At 67.6% G+C, this 20067-nt stretch carries 20 protein-coding genes; 13 read left to right on the top strand and 7 right to left on the bottom strand.

The genetic code is table 11. The annotated features are described in order from the left end of the window. Positions 1-79: 79 nt before the first annotated feature. The 4 genes from ACODRV_RS01435 to ACODRV_RS01450 all read left to right on the top strand — a co-directional run bounded on the left by ACODRV_RS01435 (position 80) and on the right by ACODRV_RS01450 (position 3594). Complete coding sequence (locus ACODRV_RS01435; protein WP_488907184.1) at positions 80-952, top strand: metalloprotease; 873 nt, start codon at positions 80-82, stop codon at positions 950-952. Continuing rightward, positions 949-2469 (top strand): L-aspartate oxidase, encoded by a 1521-nt coding sequence (locus ACODRV_RS01440; RefSeq protein ID WP_488907185.1) that lies wholly within the window; start codon positions 949-951, stop codon positions 2467-2469. The genes ACODRV_RS01435 and ACODRV_RS01440 overlap by 4 nt, the downstream gene beginning before the upstream one ends. Beyond that, a complete protein-coding gene (gene nadC, locus ACODRV_RS01445) occupies positions 2466-3311 on the top strand; it encodes a carboxylating nicotinate-nucleotide diphosphorylase (RefSeq protein ID WP_141625909.1) in 846 nt (281 codons plus the stop codon). The genes ACODRV_RS01440 and nadC overlap by 4 nt, the downstream gene beginning before the upstream one ends. Before the next feature lie 67 nt (positions 3312-3378). Beyond that, positions 3379-3594 (top strand): hypothetical protein, encoded by a 216-nt coding sequence (locus ACODRV_RS01450; RefSeq protein ID WP_141625910.1) that lies wholly within the window; start codon positions 3379-3381, stop codon positions 3592-3594. On the opposite strand, the gene ACODRV_RS01455 is transcribed toward ACODRV_RS01450, so the two are convergent. Further along, positions 3595-4608, bottom strand: a complete 1014-nt coding sequence (locus tag ACODRV_RS01455) for a cell wall hydrolase (RefSeq protein WP_488907186.1) — start codon at positions 4606-4608, stop codon at positions 3595-3597. Between the two features lie 517 nt (positions 4609-5125). Between ACODRV_RS01455 and ACODRV_RS01460 the strand changes: the two genes are divergently transcribed. Further along, positions 5126-5311, top strand: coding sequence for a hypothetical protein (locus tag ACODRV_RS01460; protein ID WP_141625912.1), 186 nt, complete (start codon positions 5126-5128; stop codon positions 5309-5311). A gap of 148 nt (positions 5312-5459) precedes the next feature. Then, the gene (locus tag ACODRV_RS01465; protein WP_141625913.1) at positions 5460-5822 is read left to right on the top strand and encodes a DUF6481 family protein; all 363 of its coding nucleotides are present in this window, start codon (positions 5460-5462) and stop codon (positions 5820-5822) included. 43 nt (positions 5823-5865) lie between these two features. Here ACODRV_RS01465 and ACODRV_RS01470 read toward each other — a convergent pair whose 3' ends face one another. Beyond that, positions 5866-9471: a PAS domain S-box protein gene (locus tag ACODRV_RS01470; RefSeq protein ID WP_488907187.1), complete on the bottom strand. Its 3606-nt coding sequence runs from the start codon at positions 9469-9471 to the stop codon at positions 5866-5868. 224 nt (positions 9472-9695) lie between these two features. Here ACODRV_RS01470 and ACODRV_RS01475 point away from each other — a divergent pair, with 224 nt between their 5' ends. The 4 genes from ACODRV_RS01475 to ACODRV_RS01490 all read left to right on the top strand — a co-directional run bounded on the left by ACODRV_RS01475 (position 9696) and on the right by ACODRV_RS01490 (position 13597). Then, positions 9696-10175 carry a Dps family protein gene (locus ACODRV_RS01475; RefSeq protein WP_141625915.1) on the top strand — a complete coding sequence of 160 codons (480 nt, stop codon included), beginning with the start codon at positions 9696-9698 and terminating at the stop codon, positions 10173-10175. A 93-nt stretch (positions 10176-10268) separates the two neighbouring features. Then, positions 10269-11462, top strand: a complete 1194-nt coding sequence (locus ACODRV_RS01480) for a cell wall hydrolase (protein ID WP_141625916.1) — start codon at positions 10269-10271, stop codon at positions 11460-11462. 86 nt (positions 11463-11548) lie between these two features. Then, positions 11549-13093 (top strand): sensor histidine kinase, encoded by a 1545-nt coding sequence (locus ACODRV_RS01485; RefSeq protein ID WP_141625917.1) that lies wholly within the window; start codon positions 11549-11551, stop codon positions 13091-13093. A 96-nt stretch (positions 13094-13189) separates the two neighbouring features. Next, positions 13190-13597, top strand: coding sequence for a response regulator (locus ACODRV_RS01490; RefSeq protein WP_141625918.1), 408 nt, complete (start codon positions 13190-13192; stop codon positions 13595-13597). 114 nt (positions 13598-13711) lie between these two features. On the opposite strand, the gene trxB is transcribed toward ACODRV_RS01490, so the two are convergent. Continuing rightward, positions 13712-14722, bottom strand: coding sequence for a thioredoxin-disulfide reductase (trxB, locus tag ACODRV_RS01495; protein ID WP_141625919.1), 1011 nt, complete (start codon positions 14720-14722; stop codon positions 13712-13714). Positions 14723-14791: 69 nt separating this feature from the next. Between trxB and ACODRV_RS01500 the strand changes: the two genes are divergently transcribed. Then, a complete protein-coding gene (locus tag ACODRV_RS01500; RefSeq protein ID WP_141625920.1) occupies positions 14792-15085 on the top strand; it encodes a glycine zipper domain-containing protein in 294 nt (97 codons plus the stop codon). Here ACODRV_RS01500 and ACODRV_RS01505 read toward each other — a convergent pair. The 4 genes from ACODRV_RS01505 to ACODRV_RS01520 all read right to left on the bottom strand — a co-directional run bounded on the left by ACODRV_RS01505 (position 15082) and on the right by ACODRV_RS01520 (position 17595). Next, positions 15082-16077 carry a mitochondrial fission ELM1 family protein gene (locus tag ACODRV_RS01505; RefSeq protein WP_240811730.1) on the bottom strand — a complete coding sequence of 332 codons (996 nt, stop codon included), beginning with the start codon at positions 16075-16077 and terminating at the stop codon, positions 15082-15084. The two genes, ACODRV_RS01500 and ACODRV_RS01505, sit on opposite strands and share 4 nt — an antisense overlap. Further along, complete coding sequence (gene greA, locus ACODRV_RS01510; RefSeq protein WP_141625921.1) at positions 16068-16541, bottom strand: transcription elongation factor GreA; 474 nt, start codon at positions 16539-16541, stop codon at positions 16068-16070. The genes ACODRV_RS01505 and greA overlap by 10 nt, the downstream gene beginning before the upstream one ends. 103 nt (positions 16542-16644) lie before the next feature. After that, on the bottom strand, positions 16645-16848 hold the full coding sequence (locus ACODRV_RS01515) for a hypothetical protein (RefSeq protein ID WP_141625922.1): 204 nt from the start codon (positions 16846-16848) through the stop codon (positions 16645-16647). A gap of 81 nt (positions 16849-16929) precedes the next feature. Beyond that, positions 16930-17595 (bottom strand): glutathione S-transferase, encoded by a 666-nt coding sequence (locus ACODRV_RS01520; protein WP_488907188.1) that lies wholly within the window; start codon positions 17593-17595, stop codon positions 16930-16932. Between the two features lie 111 nt (positions 17596-17706). On the opposite strand from ACODRV_RS01520, the gene ACODRV_RS01525 reads away from it, so the two are divergent. Together ACODRV_RS01525 and ACODRV_RS01530 are read left to right on the top strand one after the other, a co-directional pair. After that, positions 17707-19002 (top strand): dicarboxylate/amino acid:cation symporter, encoded by a 1296-nt coding sequence (locus ACODRV_RS01525; protein ID WP_488907189.1) that lies wholly within the window; start codon positions 17707-17709, stop codon positions 19000-19002. A 281-nt stretch (positions 19003-19283) separates the two neighbouring features. Next, positions 19284-20051 (top strand): DUF4019 domain-containing protein, encoded by a 768-nt coding sequence (locus ACODRV_RS01530; protein WP_488907190.1) that lies wholly within the window; start codon positions 19284-19286, stop codon positions 20049-20051. Positions 20052-20067: the final 16 nt, after the last annotated feature.

Here is a 20067-nt window from a genome sequence, read left to right on the forward strand (position 1 = left end):
CGACCGTTGACCGTAAGACCCTGCGGCTTCTCGCCGTACTGGCCTTGTGGCTGAAGGCGGAAAAGGCCACGTCGCGGGGATGAGCGACACCGACACCCCCCGCCGCCCCGGCCCCTGGGACATCAAGCCGGAAGAGACCCCCGCGCCGCGCAGGGTCGAGACACATGCGCCGGCTCGTAACGCGCCGCTGGCCTCGACTTCCGCGCATGCGCCGGTGCAGGGGCAGAGCATGGGCTGGGCGATCCTGTCGACGCTGCTGCTCGGCGGGCTGATCTATTACTGGACCCGCAGCTTCGAGATCGTCGCGGCGGTGCTGTTCGGCGTGCTTGTCCACGAGGTCGGCCATATGCTGGCGATGAACCGGCTGGGCATGGGCCCGGCCCGTATCTTCATCGTGCCCTTCTTCGGTGGCGCGGCCATCGGGCAGCGTCCGGCGGCGAGCGAGTGGCACGGCGTGCTGGTGGCGCTGGCCGGACCGGCGTTCGGCCTGCTGGCCGCGGTACCCTTCTTCGCCCTGTACGGCTGGACCGGGCAGGGCGTCTGGCTGGCCTGTGTGATGGCCATCGCCTTCATCAATCTGCTCAACCTGCTGCCCGCGCCCATGCTGGACGGCTCGCGAGCCATTGGTCCGGTGCTGGCCAAAATCCATCCGCTGCTCGAGCGGGCCGTGCTCATCGTGATCGGCGGACTGGCCGTCCTGTGGGGCGTATCCAACGGCAGCTGGCTGTTCGCCTTCTTCCTCGGCCTGGCCCTGTTCAGCTATCTGAAGCGCGGGGACTGGCGGCCCGAGGGGCGACGTCTGACCGTGGGCGAAGCGGTCAAGTCGACGGGGCTGTTTATATTGACGGCGGGCGCCTGCGTCGGTGTCGGCCTGCTCGCCATCCTGCCGGGCGCCGAAAGTCTGGCCATGGCCGCCGGGCACGGGGCCGGCCTGTTCGAGTTCGGTCAGTGAACCGCATCCGCCACGACGGCCCGTTGATCATCGGCGGCGGCCTCGCCGGTCTGTCGGCGGCGCTGGAAGCCGGGCCGCGTCCGACGCTGGTAGTGACGCCCGCGCCGCTGCTGCAGGCCTGCTCGTCCGCCTGGGCGCAGGGCGGCGTGGCGGCGGCGCTGTCGGTTCAGGATGATCCGGCCCTGCACGCGGCGGACACCGCGGCGGCGGGCGCCGGACTGGTGGACCCGTCCGCAGCGCGCGCCCTGACGGAGGACGGCAAACAGACCGTCGAATGGCTGGCCTCGCTGGGCGCGCCGTTTGATCGTGCCGCCGATGGCGCCTTCGCCGTCAGTCTTGAAGCCGCCCACTCCCGCGCGCGTGTGGCGCGGGTCGGCGGCGATGGGGCAGGGCGGGCAATTCTGTCTGCTCTGGTCGCATCCGTGCGCGCCGCGCCCCATGTTGAAGTCTGGGAGAACGGCCGACTGCGCGCCCTTGTACAGGACGACACGGGGCGGGTGCGCGGGGCTGTGATCGAGCGTGACGGTCGGCTGACCGAGGTGCTGGCGACGGCCGTGGTGCTGGCGACCGGCGGTGCGGGCGGGCTCTATGCGCGCACCACGACCCCGGCGGCCCTGCTGGGCGAGGGGATGGCGCTGGCCTACAGGGCGGGCGCGGAAATCCTGGACCCCGAGTTCGTGCAATTCCATCCGACGGCGATCGATGTGGGGCTGGACCCCATGCCGCTGGCGACCGAGGCCCTGCGCGGCGAAGGCTCGCGCCTGATCGACGCCGGTGGGCGCTTCCTGCTCGGCGAGGCGCCGGATGCAGACCTGAAGGCGCGCGACATCGTCGCCCGAGCGGTGCACAGCGCCCGCGCCGAGGGACGAGGCGCCTATCTGGATGCCCGCACGGCTGTGGGCGACAAGTTCCCGCATGAATTCCCGGCGGTCTTCGCCGCCTGCATGCGGGCCGGGCTGGACCCGCGCGAGACGCCGATCCCGGTCGCGCCGGGCGCCCACTATCATATGGGCGGTATCGCCGCCGGTCTGAACGGACGCACCAGCCTGCCGGGCCTGTTCGCGGTCGGGGAATGTGCGGCGACGGGCGTGCACGGCGCCAACCGGCTGGCCTCCAACTCCCTGCTGGAAGCCGCGGCCTTCGGGCGGCGCACCGGGCGCGCGGCGGCGGAGGAGGTCGGCGGTGAGGGCGAGACGCGCAAAGCCTCAATCGCGCCAGAACTGACGCCCGAGGCGCTGACAGCCCTGCGTGTGAGCATGAGTGACAATGTCGGGGTGGTGCGCGACGCCGACGGGCTGGCGCGGGCAATGGTGCTGATCGAGCGGCTGGAGCAGGAGGCGCGCGGGGCCCTGCCGGTGCTGGCGGCGCGGTTGATCACGGGTGCGGCTCTGGGTCGCCGTGAGAGCCGGGGCGGGCACTATCGCACTGACTATCCAAACACCGACGCCGCGCCGCGCCACACCCGGCTGCGCCGTGAGCCGGAAATGCCGACCCCTGACATGATGGCCGCCGAATGAGCCCGACCCTTCCCGACGTTCTGATCGAGCCGGTGGTACGGTTGGCGCTGGCCGAGGATCTGGGGCGGGCAGGGGATGTGACGGCGAGGGCCTGCATCCCCGGGGATGCGCGGATGCGGGCGGTCTTCGCCGCGCGCAAGCCGGGTGTGCTGGCCGGCATTGACTGTGTCCGTCTGGCGGTGCTGGCCATGGACCCGCAAGCCTCGATCAAGCTGAAACTGTGCGACGGGGATAGCTTCGAGGCGGGGGCCGTGCTGGCCGAAGTCGAGGCTGGCGCCCGGGCCTTCCTGTCCGCCGAGCGGACAGCCCTGAACCTGCTGGGGCGGCTGTGCGGGATCGCCACCCTGACCCGGACCTATGTGGAGGCGGTGGCGGGCACGGGCGCGCGCATCGCCGACACCCGCAAGACCACGCCGGGCCTGCGGGCGCTTGAGAAGCACGCCGTCCTGTGCGGCGGCGGGCTGAATCATCGTTTCGGGCTGGATGACGCCATCCTGATCAAGGACAACCACGTCGCCGTTTGCGGCGGAGTGGGCGAAGCGGTGCGACGGGCGAAGGCCGCCGCCGGGCACCTGATGAAGGTCGAGGTCGAGGTCGACGGGCTCGATCAACTGGACGAGGCGCTCGGTGAGCGGCCCGACGTGATCATGCTGGACAACTTCTCTCTCGCAGACCTGCGCGAGGCGGTGAAACGCGTGGCGGGGCTGGTGACCCTGGAAGCCTCGGGCGGGGTCAATCTGGATACCGTGCGCGCCATCGCCGAGACCGGAGTGGACGTGATCTCGGTCGGCGCCCTGACACATTCGGCGGCGTCGCTGGATATCGGACTGGACGCGATCTGAGCCGAACGCCGTTCCGGAACGGTCCGGTCGCGGGACGGTTAGCCTTTCGAACCGAAGGAGACAGCCGATGACTCACAGTCCGAAAATTCCGAAGGAGCAACGCAGCTTCGCTGATCGTGGCGGCCGCTCGATGGACGAGGCCGTGAATGCTGATCGCCGCGATCTTGCGACGGGCGCGCAGTCCGGTCAGCCCGGCGACTCCGACGTCAATCTCGAGACGCAGGGACGGTTCGGCAATCTTCGCCAGAACCTGACGACGCACTGGAAGGTGCAGCAGCGCTGATCAGGCTGAAGGAGCCGTGGTTTCGCTGGCGGCCGACGGCGCGGACGTGATCGCGGGAGCGGCCGGACGCGGCGCGGGGGTTTCGGTCTGGACCGGACGGGCGTCCTGACGGGCTTCCTGTGCGATCAGCAGGTTGTAGGCGACCGCACCGACTTCGCGCGCCGGACCGCTGGGATCCAGACTGGCCTGAACGATCTGGGGCGTGTCTGCCTCGGTCGAGCGGCGGGCGGCGTAGGTGAACGAACTGCTGGCCCCTGAGCGGCCGCCGAAGCGGTAGAACAGATGATCGCCGACCTGCGTCACGCGGATCAGGCTGTTGCGCCACTGGGGCGAAACGCCCGTGGTGTGGAAATGGGTGGCGTTGCCGACGCCGCTGTACACCGAGCCGGACAGCGCCGCCGAGGCCACGGCGCGGGCGCGATCCCATGCAGCTCGGTTGACGTTCCCGCGCATGGAGCCGTTGCAGGTAAAGCTGAACTGACACCCCGTTCGACGGCCCGCGCCCTGGAAGACCACGCCGCAGACCGTCTTGGGGAAGACCGGGTGGCGAACGCGGTTCAGGACCACTTGGGCCACGGCGCGCATGCCGTCACGGCCTTCGCCACGGGCTTCGTAATAGGCAGCCTGAGTCAGGCAATCGAGATCGCGCGAGGCTTCAAGCGCGCCGGCGAGGCGGAAGGGCTGGGCGGCGACCGGCGCCGACAGATTCGCCTGACGCAGGCCCTCGATGCGTTGCGGGCTAAGGCCGCGCAGTTGCTCAAGGCGCGCGGTCAGGAGCTCGGCCTGACGGTCGCGCTGGCTTGGGCCGGCTACAGTATAGGGGTCGTGACGGCGCGCGATGGTCAGCGCACTTTCATCGAGGCCGCCTGCCGCGGCGGCCAGAGCTTCCTCGGTGAAGCCCGCGGCGGCCGCGCCGTCGATGCGCGACGCCTGATCCCGAACAGCGGATGCCTTGGCCGCCGTGCCGCCCAGATAGGCGCCGCCGACCGCCAGTCCCACCAGAGCGCCGAACATGGCCGCCGCCGTGCCTGGCCGAATACGGGCCACACGATCAACGGGCGGGTTCACACGCGTCTGCGAGGAATTCGGCAAAGGCTCTGTCCTGTTCGGCAGGGCGCAGTGCCGCCCCCGGGTAGTCTCGCCGCCGGGCGATCCGTGATCGCGATCCGACTGCAGTTCCGATGTTCGGCGAACGGCCGGGCTTCGGAGGACGCGCCTTAAGCCAGCGATTTGTGGCGCCAATGTGGTTGATTCGCAAGAATCGTGTGCATCGCAACATTAGGTGTTAATGCCTATGTATGTGGCGGAAGGTGTCCCTATGAGTGAGAGTGGATGTCTTCAGTCGATTGGTGATTTACTGTATCGAATGCCGCAGGGTCTTTGTCACACTCCGACGTGAGGATTTTCCGATGTCTTCATGCTCGCCTTTATCTAGTCTTTGGCCGGGCTTTTTCCTGAAACGTAACTTCCAGCTGCGGGTGGAACCCCTGCGGACGTGATGACGTTTGGTGTTGTGAACAGGAGAAGAGACATGCGCCGCATTTCCACCGTCGCCGTACTGGCCATTCTGGCCCTTGGAGCCGCTGCTTGCGGCACAACGATCGAACAGAAGGCCGCTACCGGCGCTGTAGCGGGAGCCGTCGTCGGCGGGCCCGTGGGCGCGGCAGTAGGCGGAGCGGCCGGCGCGGCGGTGGGGCAGGCTGAGCGCCCGAACTGACACACTGCGGAAAGGGCTTGAGCCATCTGGCCCTCCCAACCTTGCTTTTTGACCCTATATGGGGTTAGCGGACCCGCCCGGGGCTGAGCCAAGCTCGCCCCGGCGAACGCGCATCTGAAAATCAATCAAGGATACGACGACCCCACGCATGAGAGACCTGAAACAAACCGGCTTCAACGACCGCCTCTCCGCCCAGAAGGACGCCAAGGCGGCCCTTCTCGCCAAATTCAAGCCGAAGGCGGCGGCTCCCGACCCCGAGTTCGAAAAGCTGGCTGAAAAGCGCGCCGCCGAGAAGGAAGCGCTGCGCCAACAGCATGAATTGGCCAAGGCCGAACTGCGCCGGGAAAAGGCTGAGAAGGAAGCTGCTCGCCAAGCCGAACTGATGGCTGCCCAGGAAGCGGTGGACGCCGAGAAGCGCGCCGCCCGCAAGGAGCGCAAGCAACTGTCCAAGGAAGAGCAGAAGGCGGCGCGCGATGCGCGTTACGCCGCTCGCAAGGCGCGACAGCGCTGATCTGCTGACGATCTCCCGCGACCGTCCCGGACGGTCGCGGGCGTCAATCCGCTCCGGCGGGAACCTGTCCCAGAATTTCGGCCAGCTGTTCGCCTGAGTAGGGCTTTCGCAGGAACGGCCAAGGGGCGTTCGACAAGGCCTCATCGACATCATCGCCGGCATAGCCTGAGGTCAGGACAATCCGCATGTCCGGCCATTCGGTGGCGCAGACGCGCGCCAGCTCGATGCCCGTCATGCCGCCGGGCATGACCACGTCGCTCAGCATCAGGTCGAACGATTCGACCCTCAACATTTCCAGGGCCCGCGGCGCCGTATCGGCGGCGACAACTTCCATGCCCATGGCTGTGAGCAGGTCCAGGGCGATGGCCGCGACGCCGGGATCATCCTCAACCAGCAGAATGCGACGCGCACCGACCTGCGGATAGGGCGAGACCGCACGGGCCGCGGAACCGATGCCCTCGGCGCGATCCAGCGGTGGAAGATACAGACGGAACTCCGTCCCCCGTCCGACCGTGGACGCCACCCGCACGCCGCCGCCGGATTGACGGGCGAAGCCATAGACCTGGCTGAGGCCCAGACCGGTCCCCTTGCCGACGGCCTTGGTTGTGAAGAAGGGCTCGAAGACCCGGCTGAGCACCTCCGGGTCAATACCGGCGCCGTTGTCGGACACCGATACGCTGACATAGTCGCCGGCGGGTAGCTCGTGCACTTCGCCGGCGTGCACCGAGACGATCTGGGTCTGGACGGTGATCCGGCCCTTGTCGCCCACGGCGTCGCGCGCGTTGACCACAAGGTTCAGCAAGGCCGCCTCGAACTGGGACGGATCGACATTCACCCGGGCGCCGCCACGACGCAGTTTCAGCCTGAACTCCACCGCTTCGCCGACCGCGCGGCGCAGCAGGGGGTCGCTCTCGCGGATCAGGGCGTTCAGATCCAGGGCCTGTGGGCGCAGCGCCTGGCGGCGGGAGAAGGCCAGCAGCTGGTGCGTCAGGCCTTCGCCGCGACGGGCGGCGGCCAGCGCGGCCTCGCCCAGCTTCTTCTGGCGGGCGGCGTCGTCCGGTGAACGCAGCATCATGTCCAGCGCCCCGATGACCACGGTCAGCAGATTGTTGAAGTCGTGCGCGACGCCGCCGGTCAGCCGTCCCACCGCCTCCATGCGCTGGGCATGCATCAGGTCGGCTTCGGCCTTGGCCTTTTCCGCGAGCGCTTCGCTGACGCGTTCTTCCAGCAGTTCGTTGATGCGCTTCAGGTCATCCTCGGCCCGCCGGGCTTCGGTGACGTCGATGGTGGCGCCGACGTAGCCCTGGAAGCGGCCTTGGCCGTCGAAACGGGGAATGCCCTCGCAACGCAGCCAACGGCGGCCCATCTGCGGATGCTCGACCTCCAGAACGCTCTCGAACCTGTCCCGCTGTTCCAGCGCCGAAAGGAAGTCGGCGTGGAAGGCTTCCAGTCCATTTGCGGTCATGACGGCCTGCCAGTTTTGCTGCAGATCATCGTCGCGCTGAACGTCGAAGAAGGTGCGGTAGCGCTTGTTGGCGAACACCACCCCGCCAGTCTCGTCAGTCATCCACATCTGGGCCGGCGCGCTGTCGGCGACCGTGCGGAAGCGGGTCTCGGACTCCTGAAGGCGCGCCTGCGCCTCGCGAATATCGGTGACGTCGAAGGCCACGCCGACGAAGCCGATGACTTCGCCATGCGCATCCAGCCGGGGGCGGGAGAAGGATTTGAGCCAGCGATATTCGCCGTCGTGGCGCAGGTAACGGGCCTCCATGGAAAACGGCTGGCGGGTGGCTTCGCCAGCAAGGGATTCCTGAAGAATCCGCTCGTGATCGTCCACGTGGATGACCTCCCGCCAGTCGGCGAGGCGGGCATCCTCGTAGGAACCGCCGGTGTAGGCGACATAGGCCTGATTGACGAACTCGCGGGTCCGGTCGCGGCCCGTGACCCAGATCAGCACGGGCGCGGTGTCGGCGATGGCGCGGAAGCGTTCCTCGCTTTCCCGGACCGCCCCCTCGGCGCGAGCGCGCTCGATCTCGGTCCATGTGCGGCCGGCGACTTCCTGCAGCAGGTCGATCTCGGCGTCGGCCCAGTGTCTGACCTCAGCGTTGTGGACATACAGGAACGCCTGCAGGCGCCCGCCACGGATGACGGGCGCGCGCATCAGGGCGCGGGTCCCCAGCCGTTCAAAGACCTCCAGCGCATCGCGGGTGCGACTGTCGGCGCGCACGTCGGAGATCTGGATCACACGTCCTTCGGCCAGATCCCGGATCAGGTCGGCGCCGAGGTCGGCGAGGCGGAACTGGCCCTGGGCGCTGACCACGCCGGCGGTCCAGTCTCGACTCATGGAGACAAGGCCACGCGCCTGATCGACCTCGCCGTAGCCGACACGATCAGCGCCGAGTTCGGCGCCGAGGGAGCGTTCGACCTCGACCATGATATCGTCCGGCGAGGTCAGGTCGCGCAGGCGGTCGGTGAGGGACAGCAGGAAGGTCTGCCGCCGCTCCTGCGCCTCGAGCGCGTCGATGGCCACGCGGGTGTCGGTGATGTCGAACGACATGCCGACGTAGCCGAGGAAGGCGCCGTCCGCATCGAAACGGGGATTCACGGCCACCCGCATCCAGCGCCAGCTGTCGTCAAAGCGTTTGAAGCGGGCCTCGAAGCCATAGGGGCGGTGTTCCGGCCGGGCGACCTCCATGACCCCCTCGACCTCGGCCACATCGTCCGGATGCAGGGCCCGGCGCCAAACGGACCCCAGCAGCTTTTCGTGTGGCTGACCGTAGAAATCGACCAGCGCGGTGTTGACGAATTCGACCTCGGCGTCGGCGTTGGTCATCCAGACCGGGGAGGGCGCGGTGTCCGCCATCAGGCGGAAGCGGCTCTCGCTCTCACGCAGGGCCGCCTCGGCGGCCTTGGCGGCGGTGATGTCCACGACCACGGCGATGAAGCCGATCAGGTCGCCATCGGGGTTGGTGAGCGCGCGCAAGCTGGTCAGGGCCCAGACCACGGTCCCGTCCGGGCGGATGTAACGCTTCTCGATCCGGCCCTCGCTCCCGCGCCGGGCGGCTTCCAGCGCGCGGCGGGTCACTTCGACATCGTCCGGATGGGTGACGTCGCGGGTGGTTATGCCGATGGCCTGTTCAGGCTTGAGCCCGAGAATCTCCGCGAATCGGGCGTTGGCGCTGATGATCTGGCCTTCCAGACCGACGCGGGCGATCCCGGCGGAGGCCTGTTCGACCATGGCGCGCAGTTCCTGCGTCGTCTCGCCGACGCGGTTGTCGGAGGCTCTCAGCCGCCGGACGGTGTCGTCAAGATTCCGCAGGGTGGTGCGCAGCGAAGCGGCCAGGACCGTTCCGAACACCGCGACCACGACGAAGGTGCAGACCGTGACGGTCAGCAATTCCGCGGTGCCGACCAGAAGCCCCTCGAACTGCCGGCTGATCAGGGTCGCCCCGAGGATGCCCAGGACAATGGTCGTATAGCCGGCGATCTGGCCGGCCCAGAGCGCGGCGATCAGGACGGCGGGCAGCATGACCGTCAGGCCGGTGACGCTGCCGTAGATCGGTTGAAGGGCGAGGCGCAGGGCAAGACCCACTGCCGCGCAAATGACGCCCGTCAGCACCGCCTGCCCGGGCCGCCCGGGCTGGGCCAAGGCGAGCTGTCTGAAAAACCTGTCCGCCCCCAAAGTCTGTTCGACCTCCCGCGCACGCTCTCAGTGGCGTGACTGATTGCAACGCTATCCCGATAAACGCGTTCCCGAACGCCGCATATATACGTTTTTATGGTCAAGCTTTCCGTAGCGCGGGCTTGGCCGGGGGCGTCGCGGCGCCTAATTAGCAGGCCTGAAACAGCGCTTCTTCTGAAGGACATCTCCCCATGACCGTGACCATCGACACCGGCCTGAGCTCCGCCGAACGCAATGGCGTCGCCGAGGAACTGACCAAGGTTCTGGCTGACAGCTTCGCGGTCTATCTGAAGACCCACGGCTATCACTGGAACGTGCGTGGACCGGAGTTCTTCAGCTTCCACAACCTGCTGGAGCAGCAATATCGCGACATCTGGGCCGCGCTCGACGAAATCGCGGAACGCATTCGCGCCCTGGGCGTGCTGGCCCCGCAGAGCTTCTCGGGCTTCGGCAACCTGACCTCGATCAAGGACGGTGATCCCGAGAAGGACGCCATCCCGATGCTCAAGGAACTGCTGGCCGATCACGACACCCTGATCGCCACCGCCCGCAAGGCGTTTGAGGTGGCGGACGAAGCCGGCGACGAGGCCTCGGCTGACCTGCTGACGCAACGCCTGGCGGCGCACGAAAAGTTCGCGTGGATGCTGCGTTCGACCCTCGGCGGGCGGTAAGCGTGACCAAACGGCGCTTTTCGGTCTGAAAAGCGCCGCTCTTCGCGGGCATGATCCTTGTTCCGGTTTTCGGACCGGCCGCCTTGGAGATGGATGCTGACCAGAACGACCCTGATCGCTATGATGACACGAGCGCGTCGGCTGCTGGCCGCCGCGCCCTTGTCGTTGGCGGTCATCGGTGTCGCCATGGCGGCCTCGTCAACGCCCCGGCCCGAAATCGACCAGCGGATCGAGGCCGTGCGGCGACTGACCAACGGTGATCTGTCCGACAAGGGGCTGGCCGCCATCGCGGCGCGCATGACGCCGTCGCAATTGGCGCTGGCCGAACGGATGGACCCGTCCATGCGGCGGGCCGCCCTGTATGGCCTGACACCCGGTTGGGAAAATCTGACCCTGACCGGCAAGCCGACGCTGGATTTCGGCGAAGCCGGACTGGACGCCTTGCGCTTGAACGCGGCCACGCCTGCCGTGTCCGGCCAGTTGCGCGCCGCCCGCCCATTCGTTTTCCGCCCGGCCACCGCCGAGGATCGTCGTCGCGCGCAGCGGTGTCTGACGCAGGCCATCTACTACGAGGCGGCGCTGGAGCCGACCGAAGGGCAGGAGGCGGTGGCGCAGGTCATCCTGAACCGCGTGCGCGATCCCAACTACGCCAACACCGTCTGTGGCGTGGTGTTCGAGGGCGCCGAGCGGGTCACGGGGTGCCAGTTCAGCTTCACCTGTGACGGGGCGCTGTCGCAGGCGCCGGTCGCCTGGGCCTGGGAACGGGCGCGCAAGGTGGCGGATCGCGCTCTGGCCGGTCACGTCTCCGCGCGGGTCGGCACCGCGACCCACTATCACGCCGACTACGTCCACCCGTGGTGGGCGCCGACGTTGAACAAGCTGACCCAGATCGGGGCGCACATCTTTTATCGCTGGAAGGGCGTGTACGGCGAACCCTCCGCCTTCCGTCAGGCCTACTCCGGCCGTGAGCCTTTGATTGACGAGGCCCGCTTCTCACGCCCCCGTATCCAGATCCCGGACGTCGTCACACCTGCCGAGGCTGACGCGGCCCTGACCCTCGCCGCGGCCAACGGGCGCGATGCGACCCGTACCGTCGAGATCAACGGCCAGACCCGTGTCGTGGGTGTGGTCTCGCTGGGCGGACGCCGTCAGGCCTCGTCGGCGGAAATCGCCGCGATCAACCAGAAGCTGGCGGCTTTCGAGGCTCCCGCCGCCGCAGCCCCCGCCCCGGTCGCGCCGGGTGTGACGCCGATGGCGGTCGAGGAAGTCGGCCGCCCCGGTTCCTGAAATCGTCGCTGACGCAGTTGCAACGCGACGGCCATCTTCGCATTAAGATCGGACCACCGGCGCGCGGCGCCGCTTGAGGCCACGGCGTGCGCGACAGCAATACAGAAACCACCGGCGCCACAGCGGAGCGGGAACGACTGGCCGTCCTCCGGGCGTATGGCGTTCTGCAGACGGCGCCCGAGGGGGATTTCGACGAGCTGGTGACGCTGTCCGCGCGGATTTGCGGGACGCCCATCGCCCTGATCAGCCTGGTTGGCGAAGACGAGCAATGGTTCAAGGCGCGGGTCGGTCTGGATGACGATTCCACGCCCCGGGACTGGTCATTCTGCGAGCACGCCATGCGTGGGGCGGAGGTGATGGTGGTGCCGGACGCCACGCTGGACCCCCGCTTCGCAGACAACCCTCTGGTGACCGGGGCGCCGAATATCCGTTTCTACGCCGGTGCGCCGCTGGTCGGACGTGACGGGCATCCGCTGGGCGCGCTTTGCGTGATCGACAGCAAGCCCAGACCAGAAGGACTGACGGACCTTCAGGCCTATACCCTGACCGTGCTGGCGCATCAGGTGATGGCCCAGATGGAACTGCGCCGCACGCACTCGGCGCGGATCGAGGTCGCGGACCAGTTGGCCGAGAGCGAGGCCCGTTTTCGCGCCATCGCCGACTCGATGCCCCAGATGGTCTGGTCGACCCTGCCGGACGGCTTCCACGACTATTACAACGCCCGTTGGTACGAGTTCACCGGCATGCCGGACGGATCGACGGACGGTGAGGGCTGGAGCGACATGTTCCACCCGGAGGATCAGACCAGGGCCTGGGATCGCTGGCGACACTCGCTGGCGACCGGCGAGCCCTATGAGATCGAGTACCGTCTGCGCCACCGCTCCGGCGTCTATCGCTGGACCTTGGGCCGGGCCATGCCGATCCGGAACGAGGCGGGCGAGATTGTCCGCTGGTTCGGCACCTGCACCGACATTGATGACCTGAAGCGGATGGAGCAGTCCAAGGAGCTGCTGAGCCAGGAACTGAGCCACCGGATCAAGAACATCTTCGCGGTGGTGTCAGCCCTGATCGCCCTGTCCGCCCGCAAGTTCCCGGAGGCGAAGCCGTTCGCGAGCGTTGTGCGAACCCGGATCAACGCCCTGGCGCGCGCCCACGAATTTGTCAGGCCGCACACCGAAAACTCGCGTCCTCTGGTCGGGTCCATGACCCTGCACGCCTTCCTGACCGACCTGTTCAAGGCCTATGCGGGACCGGAAGGAGGGGCGCGGGTGAGGGTGTCCGGCGACGACGCCACCTTTGACGATCAGGCCGCGACCTCGGTGGCCCTGCTGTTCCACGAACTCGCGACCAATGCCGCAAAGTACGGCGCCTTGTCCGCCGACAGCGGCTATGTGGAGCTGGAAACCCGCAATCACGGGGACCGCTTCATTCTGGGATGGAGCGAGTTCGGCGGACCGAGGGTGACCGGCGCCCCAGAACGGACAGGCTTCGGCACCTCGCTGGCCACCCTTTCCGTGGAGGGACAGTTGGGCGGGCGTCTGGAACGGAATTGGGCGCCCGAGGGTTTGCGGGTGGTCGCGGATTTGCCCGCCACCGCCCTGTCCCGCCGTCGCGCGGCGCTGGGTGTCTGATATCCAACATTGGCCCGAAACCTGCAGCCGCCTTGCGCGTTCCCCCATCGCGTTGCACACGCACGCAACAAGTTGATAAGTCCCGCTCCGCCTCCCATGACCGCCCGTATCCTCATTATCGAAGACGAAGCCCTCGTCGCCATGGAACTCCGCTTCGTGCTGGAAGACTTGGGACATGAGGTGATCGGTACCGCGGCGGATGCCCGATCCGCTCGTGATCTGGTGCGCGAGACCGATGTCGATCTGGCGCTGGTCGATATTCACCTGTCTGACGGCCCCACCGGCGTCGAACTGGGGCGCGAGCTGGCGCAGGAGATGGGGGTTACGGTCCTGTTCATGACCGCCAACCCCGGCATGGTGCGGAACGGGGTTGCCGGGACCATAGGTGTTCTGTCGAAGCCGGCGGAAGAGCGGGCGGTCCAGAAGGCCGTCGATTACGCCCTGCGTCGGCGCGTGGGTGAATCCGTCGACCAAGCGCCTGTAGAACTGCAACTGTTCGGGTAGCCCGTCAGCACGGCCCGTCGGTCACATACTGAAATTTGGAAAGGGGAGGCTGTCGTCAGCCTCCCCTTGCCTGTTTCTCTTCCACGTTCGCCTGCTTGGGAGGCGAAACTCCGGTCACCAGACCCCGATCTTCTCCGCTTCCTTGTGCGAGATCGGATGGTGGGCCTTGGCGTGGTCTTCCTCGGCGAGGAAGCGGACGGCTTCCAGCGCGGCCATACAACCCATGCCCGCCGCGGTGACGGCCTGACGGTAGATGTCGTCGGTGACATCGCCCGCGGCCCAGACGCCCTCGATGGCGGTGGCGGCGGTGCCGGGCTTCACAACCAGGTAGCCGCCCTGCTTCGTCTCCAGCTGTCCGGCGAACAGCTCCGACGAGGGGGCGTGGCCGATGGCAATGAATACGCCGTCAGCGGTGATCTCGCGGGTCTCGCCCGTCTCGACATTCTTCAGGCGCGCGCCGGTGACGTTCACGCCGCCGAAGCTGTTGGTCTCGCCCAAAATTTCATCGATGGCGTTGTTCCACACCACCTCGACCTTCGGGTGGGCGAACAGCCGATCCTGCAGGATTTTCTCGGCCCGGAACTCGTCGCGGCGGTGCACGACGGTGACCTTGCGGGCGAAGTTGGTCAGGAACAGCGCCTCCTCCACGGCGGTGTTGCCGCCGCCGACCACGATCACGTCCTTGTCGCGATAGAAGAAGCCGTCGCAGGTGGCGCAGGCGGAAACGCCGAAGCCTTGATATTTGGCCTCGCTCTCCAGACCCAGCCACTTGGCCTGTGCGCCGGTCGAGATGATGACCGTCTCGGCCAGCATTTCCGTCCCCGAGTCCAGCGTCAGGCGGAACGGACGCTGCGACAGGTCAGCCTTGACCACGATGTCGTGGATGACCTCGGTCCCGACGTGCTCGGCCTGCTTCTGCATCTGCTCCATCAGCCACGGGCCCTGAATCACATCCGCGAAGCCGGGATAGTTCTCGACGTCGGTGGTGATGGTCAGCTGACCGCCGGGCTGAAGCCCCGCGATGACAACCGGGTTCAACAGGGCGCGCGCCGCATAGATGGCGGCGGTCCAGCCGGCGGGGCCGGACCCGATGATGGCGACACGGACAGTACGAAGAGTGCTCATGGAGACTATTTAGGGGCTGATTCCGGATTTCGCGATGCTAGGTTCGACGGACAGGACAAGGAGTCGGGGATGAAGAAGACCAACAGCGCGGCCTTCCTGCCGATCGGCATGGGGATGGGCGTCGCCATCGGCACGTCTCTGGGTGTCGCCACGGACAACATCGCCCTGTGGCTGCCCATCGGCATCGCCATCGGCTCCGGCTTCGGCGTCGCCATGATGGGCGCGAGCCATGCCAAGGCGAAGAAGGATGGTTCGGACGGTGGCGGGTCGGCGACGCACAGCGAGAGCTATAGCGACGTGCATGGAAACAGCGGCGGCTCCGACGGCGGTGGTGACGGCGGCGGCGGTGGCGGCGGGGACTAACGCCCCAGCTCTTCCATGATCACCCGCGCCGCCCGGTCGGTCTCCACCAGCGGCGCATAAGTCCAGCTCTCCAGCGTCCCGTCGAACGGCCGCGCCGCGCCCCGCTCACGCAAATCGGCGTGCAGGCTGGCGAATTTGTCGGCGGGCTTGGTCGCCACCATCGGCAGGACGTGCACCGGCTTGCCGGTCGAGGCGGCTTCGGCGGCCATGTTGGCGCTGTCCTCGGTGACGAGGATGTGGTCGGCCGCGTGCAGGAAGGCGAAATAGGGGTTCGGCCCCTCACCATTCCAGATCAGGCCCGGCAGATGCGACAGGCGCGCCGTCATCGCGGCCTTCGCCGCCTCGGGCGTGCGCCGCGAGAAGGTCAGCATCAGGGAGCCGCCGGCTTCTGTCACAGCGGTCGCGATCCGTTCGGCCAGTTCAGCGGCGTGAGCTTCCGGGAGGTCATGCGCCCGCGACCTGCCGCCGATCAGCACCGCCACGCGCGGGCGGGGCAGGGGCTCCAGCCGATCGACAAACGCCTTGGCGCCCTCGGCCAGCCGGTCGGCTGAAACCCGGTGTGGCGATCCGGTGATCGACAGGACATTCGCCCCCTCGATCCCGTCATGCTTCGGAGCGACCACCAGATCGTAGTCGCGGGTGCGCCAGCGCGGGTCCTGGGTCTGGACGACGAAGGTCTTTCCGCCCGACCGCGCCCGGACCATCAGCGACAGAGGCAGGGTGGACCGGCCCGTGGCGATCCATACGTCGGGCCAGGCCTCTCCGGGCTTCGGAAAGGGATCGTCGCTCGTCGGGTCCAGCATCCACGGCGCTTTCAGCGCCGAAGGCAGCTTGTCGAACAGCTTGCGCCATTTCACGCGAACGGTCGTGATTTCAGACGACGAAAGGCGCTGGAGGGCTTCCGCCAACCCCAGCGCCTGATTTTCCATCCCGATCCGGCCGTCCGAGACGACGCGGATCGTGAGCGGCTTCGGCTGCGAGCCTACTTCCACTCGACCTTGAGGATTTCGTACGCCTTCACGCCGCCGGGCGTGTTGACCTCGACCACGTCGCCGACCTCTTTCGAGATCATGGCGCGGGCGATGGGCGAGGCGATGGAGATCTTGCCTGCCTTCACGTCGGCTTCATGCTCGCCGACGATCTGGTAGCGACCCTCTTCCTCGGTATCCTCATCGACCACGGTGACCGTGGCGCCGAACTTGACCTGCGAGCCCGAAAGCTTGGACACATCGATCACCTGGGCGCGCGACAGCTTGTCCTCGATCTCGGCGATCGAGCCCTCGATCCAACCCTGCCGTTCCTTCGCCGCGTGATACTCGGCGTTTTCGGACAGGTCGCCGTGCTCGCGGGCCTCGGAAATGGCCGCGATCACGTTCGGTCGTTCGACCGACTTCAATTGCTTCAGCTGATCGTCGAGGACACGGTAGCCCTCGGCCGTCATCGGCACTTTTTCCATATGTCGTGAATTTCTTGCTTCGCCCGACTGACAGACTACTCGGCACAGAGGTCGCTGGGCGCACGCGACCGGCCCAAGAGGGTAGGGCCTTAAGGCGAAAGGTTCAAGGGCGCGTGAGCGTCGCGGTTTTTCGATCCCGAATTCGGGGGATCTGGCGGATCAGGCTCCACGCCAGCCAGGCTACCGCCGCCAGCCCAAGGGCCATGAACAGCCCCGACACCAGCAATATGCCGGCGGCGATGAAGGCCAGGACGAAGGCGATGGCCGCGATCAGGGCGGCGACGATCTGGATGGTTCTCAGGCGCATGGGCCTTTAACGTTTGGTCGCCGCCCGGGTTTCCACAGGTTTCACGCCCTGACGAAACCGTGTCTTCGGCGTTACGCCCGCTCAGGCGTAGGCGTAGGGGCCGCCCCGCTCCAGCGCCCGCTGATAGGCCGGACGGGCGTGAATGCGCTGCAGGAAGGCCGCGGCCTTCGGCATGCGGTCGTCGAAAGGCGCGCGCGAACTGGCGGCTTCCAGCGGGAAGCTCATCATGATGTCGGCGGCGGTGAAGCAGTCGCCGACGAACCACTCGGCCTTGTTCAGCTCGGCCTCCCAGTAGCCCAGATGGCTGGCGATCTGCGGGTCGATCAGGCTGGCGCCGACCTTCTTCGAAATGCCCTTGGCGATGGGCCGGATCAGGGCGGGCGAGCGCTGGGGGATGACCCCGAAGATCAGCTTCAGCAACAGGGGCGTCATGGCCGATCCCTCGGCGTAGTGCAGCCAGTAGGTATAGCGGCGGGCCTCGGGCGTGCCCGGCGCGGGCTTCAGTCCGGCGTCGGGGAAGGTTTCCAGCAGGTATTCGACGATGGCGCCGGTCTCGGCCACGATGACGTCGCCATGCTGGATCACCGGCGATTTGCCGAGCGGATGGACGGCCTTCAGCGCGGCCGGCGCCAGACGCGTTTTCGGGTCCCGCTCATAGCGTTTGACCTCATACTCGACGCCCAGTTCCTCAAGCAGCCACAGCACGCGCTGCGAGCGGGAGTCGTTCAGGTGATGGACGATGATCATGGGGAGCTCCTGCAATCAGGCGTGACTGTGGGCGGTTTCCCCGGCGTCCGTCCAGAGGGCCCCGTCAACAAGACGATGGCGTCCGGCGAAAAGCCCGCATAGCTTCGTCCGATGGCCGCTTCCCGACTCCGCTCCGCCCTGAAATCCCTCAGCCTGTGGGTGATGCTCGCCCTGCTGGCCGGCCTGTTCGCGGGGGCGGCGGCGCAGGCCTGGGGCCTGCCGGGCGGCGAGGGGACGGCGGCGGTCATCAGCTCCATCGGCACCCTGTGGCTGAACGCCCTGAAGATGACGATCATCCCGCTGGTCTTCGGCCTGCTGGTCACGGGCGTGGCTTCCATCGCGGATGCGGCGGCGACCGGGCGATTGGCGCTGAAGGCGCTGCTGGTGTTCGGCCTGCTGCTGCTGGGCGCGGTGACCTACGCCTTCCTGGCCTCCGAGGGTCTGCACCTGCTGTGGCCCATCAGCCCGGACGGCGCGCGCATCCTGCTGGCCAGCGCGCCGGACGCCTCGGCGGTGACCAACAGCGCCCATGGCGGCGGCCTGCCCGCCTTCCTGACCAGCCTCGCCCCGCCCAACGCCGTGCGCGCCGCGGCCGAGGACGCCATTCTGGGCATCGTGGTCTTCGCCGTCGCCTTTGGCTTCGCCACCACCCGGCTGGAGGCCCGTCTGAGGCTGCCGCTGGTCACCTTCTTCGAGGCGGTGTCCGAGACGATGATCGTCATCGTCCACTGGGTGCTGTTGGCCGCGCCCATCGGCGTCTTCGCCCTTTCGATGGGCGTGGGGCTGAACGCCGGCCTCGGCGCGCTGGGCGTGCTGGGCCACTATGTGGCGCTGGTGGTTCTGGCCCAGGTGGGTCTGATCCTGCTGATCTACGCCGTGGTCGTGCCGTTCGGACGGATCGGTCTGGGCCGGTTCGCGCGCGGCGTGGTCCCGGCGCAGGTGGTGGCCTTCTCCACCCAGTCGTCGCTGGCCAGCCTTCCGGCCATGGTCGAGCAGGCGCGCAATGCGCTGGGGGTCTCCACCGCGACGGCGGGTCTGGTCCTGCCGCTGGCGGTGGCGGTGTTCCGCATCACCAGCCCGGTCGCCAACCTGGCCGTGGTCATCTACGTCGCCCACCTGCACGGCATCCATCTGGGGCCGGCGCTGTGGATCGTCGGCGGCCTGACGGCGCTCGCGGTTTCTGTCGGCACCGTGGGCCTGCCGGGTCAGGTCAGCTTCTTCGTCTCCATCGCCCCCATCTGTCTGGCCATGGGCGTGCCGGTGCAGGTCCTGCCCCTGCTGCTGGCCGTCGAGGTCATCCCGGACATCTTCCGCACCATCGGCAACGTCACCGCTGACCTTGCGGCGGCGCGGATCGTGGAGGGCCGCGACGCCGTGGCGGACCCGGAACCGGGCGCGGGAATCTAGCGGCGTCGTCCGCCCCTCACTCCGATATTCGCGAAGGCGATGGTGTTGCATCTCGCCACGATAACTCGCCGGTACGTCAGAATTGGTCGTATGGCGCTGCGAGATTTGCGCAAATCTGCACGGCAAAAGTGGCCGAACTCGCGCGCTGGACTGGTCGAAATCGCCGGGAACTGACGCCTGCAAGAAACTCCCCCGGTCATGGCGTCGCTCTGTTGCGGAAAGGGGTTGTGGCCTGTCGGGCATAAATGCTCCCTTGGCGCGAGAGGGGATCGAACCGGCCTATGCCTGACCATACCGAAGCGCTGACCGAGCGGGAGAAGGACACACTGCGCCTTCTGGCCGGCGGCCACGACGCCAAGTCTGTCGCCACGCATCTGGGCCTGTCCGTCCATACGGTGAACGAGCGGCTGCGCGCCGCCAGACGCAAGCTGGGCGTGTCCAGCAGCCGGGCAGCCGCGCGGTGGCTGATCGAGGCCGAGCAGACCGACCCCAAATTTTCTGGAGACAAGAATTTGGGGGAAGCCGTGGGCCCGGTCGCGGTGGAGAAGTCAGGGCATTCAACAACCCGCCGGGGCCGTCTCTGGGCTCTGGGACTTGGAGGTCTGACCATGTTCGCTATCGCCGCCGCCGCCCTCGCCATCACCCTGACCGGAACCGGAGCCCCCGCGCCGACCACCTCGCAGCCCGTCCCGGCCGGCGTTCAGGCGGCGACGCCGGAGGTCGCGGAAGATTCGCGGGCCTGGCTCGCCCTGCTCGACAACGGCGCGCTGGCCGAAAGCTGGCGGACCGCCGGGACCATGTTCAAGGCCCAGGTGAGCGAAGCCGACTGGGCCACGGCGGTCCGCTCGGTCCGTGATCCGGCCGGCGCCGTCGTCTCGCGCACCCAACAGAGCGCGGAACGGAGCAACAGTCTGCCGGGCGCGCCCGAGGGCGAGTACTGGATCGTCCAGTACCAGACCGTATTCGCCAACAACCCGAACGCCACCGAAACCGTCGTGCTGGCCCGCGAAGGCGCGGACCTGAAGGCTATCGGCTACTTCGTCCGCTAAGGGCGTACTTAAGCCC

Source organism: Brevundimonas sp. FG8, assembly GCF_057808845.1.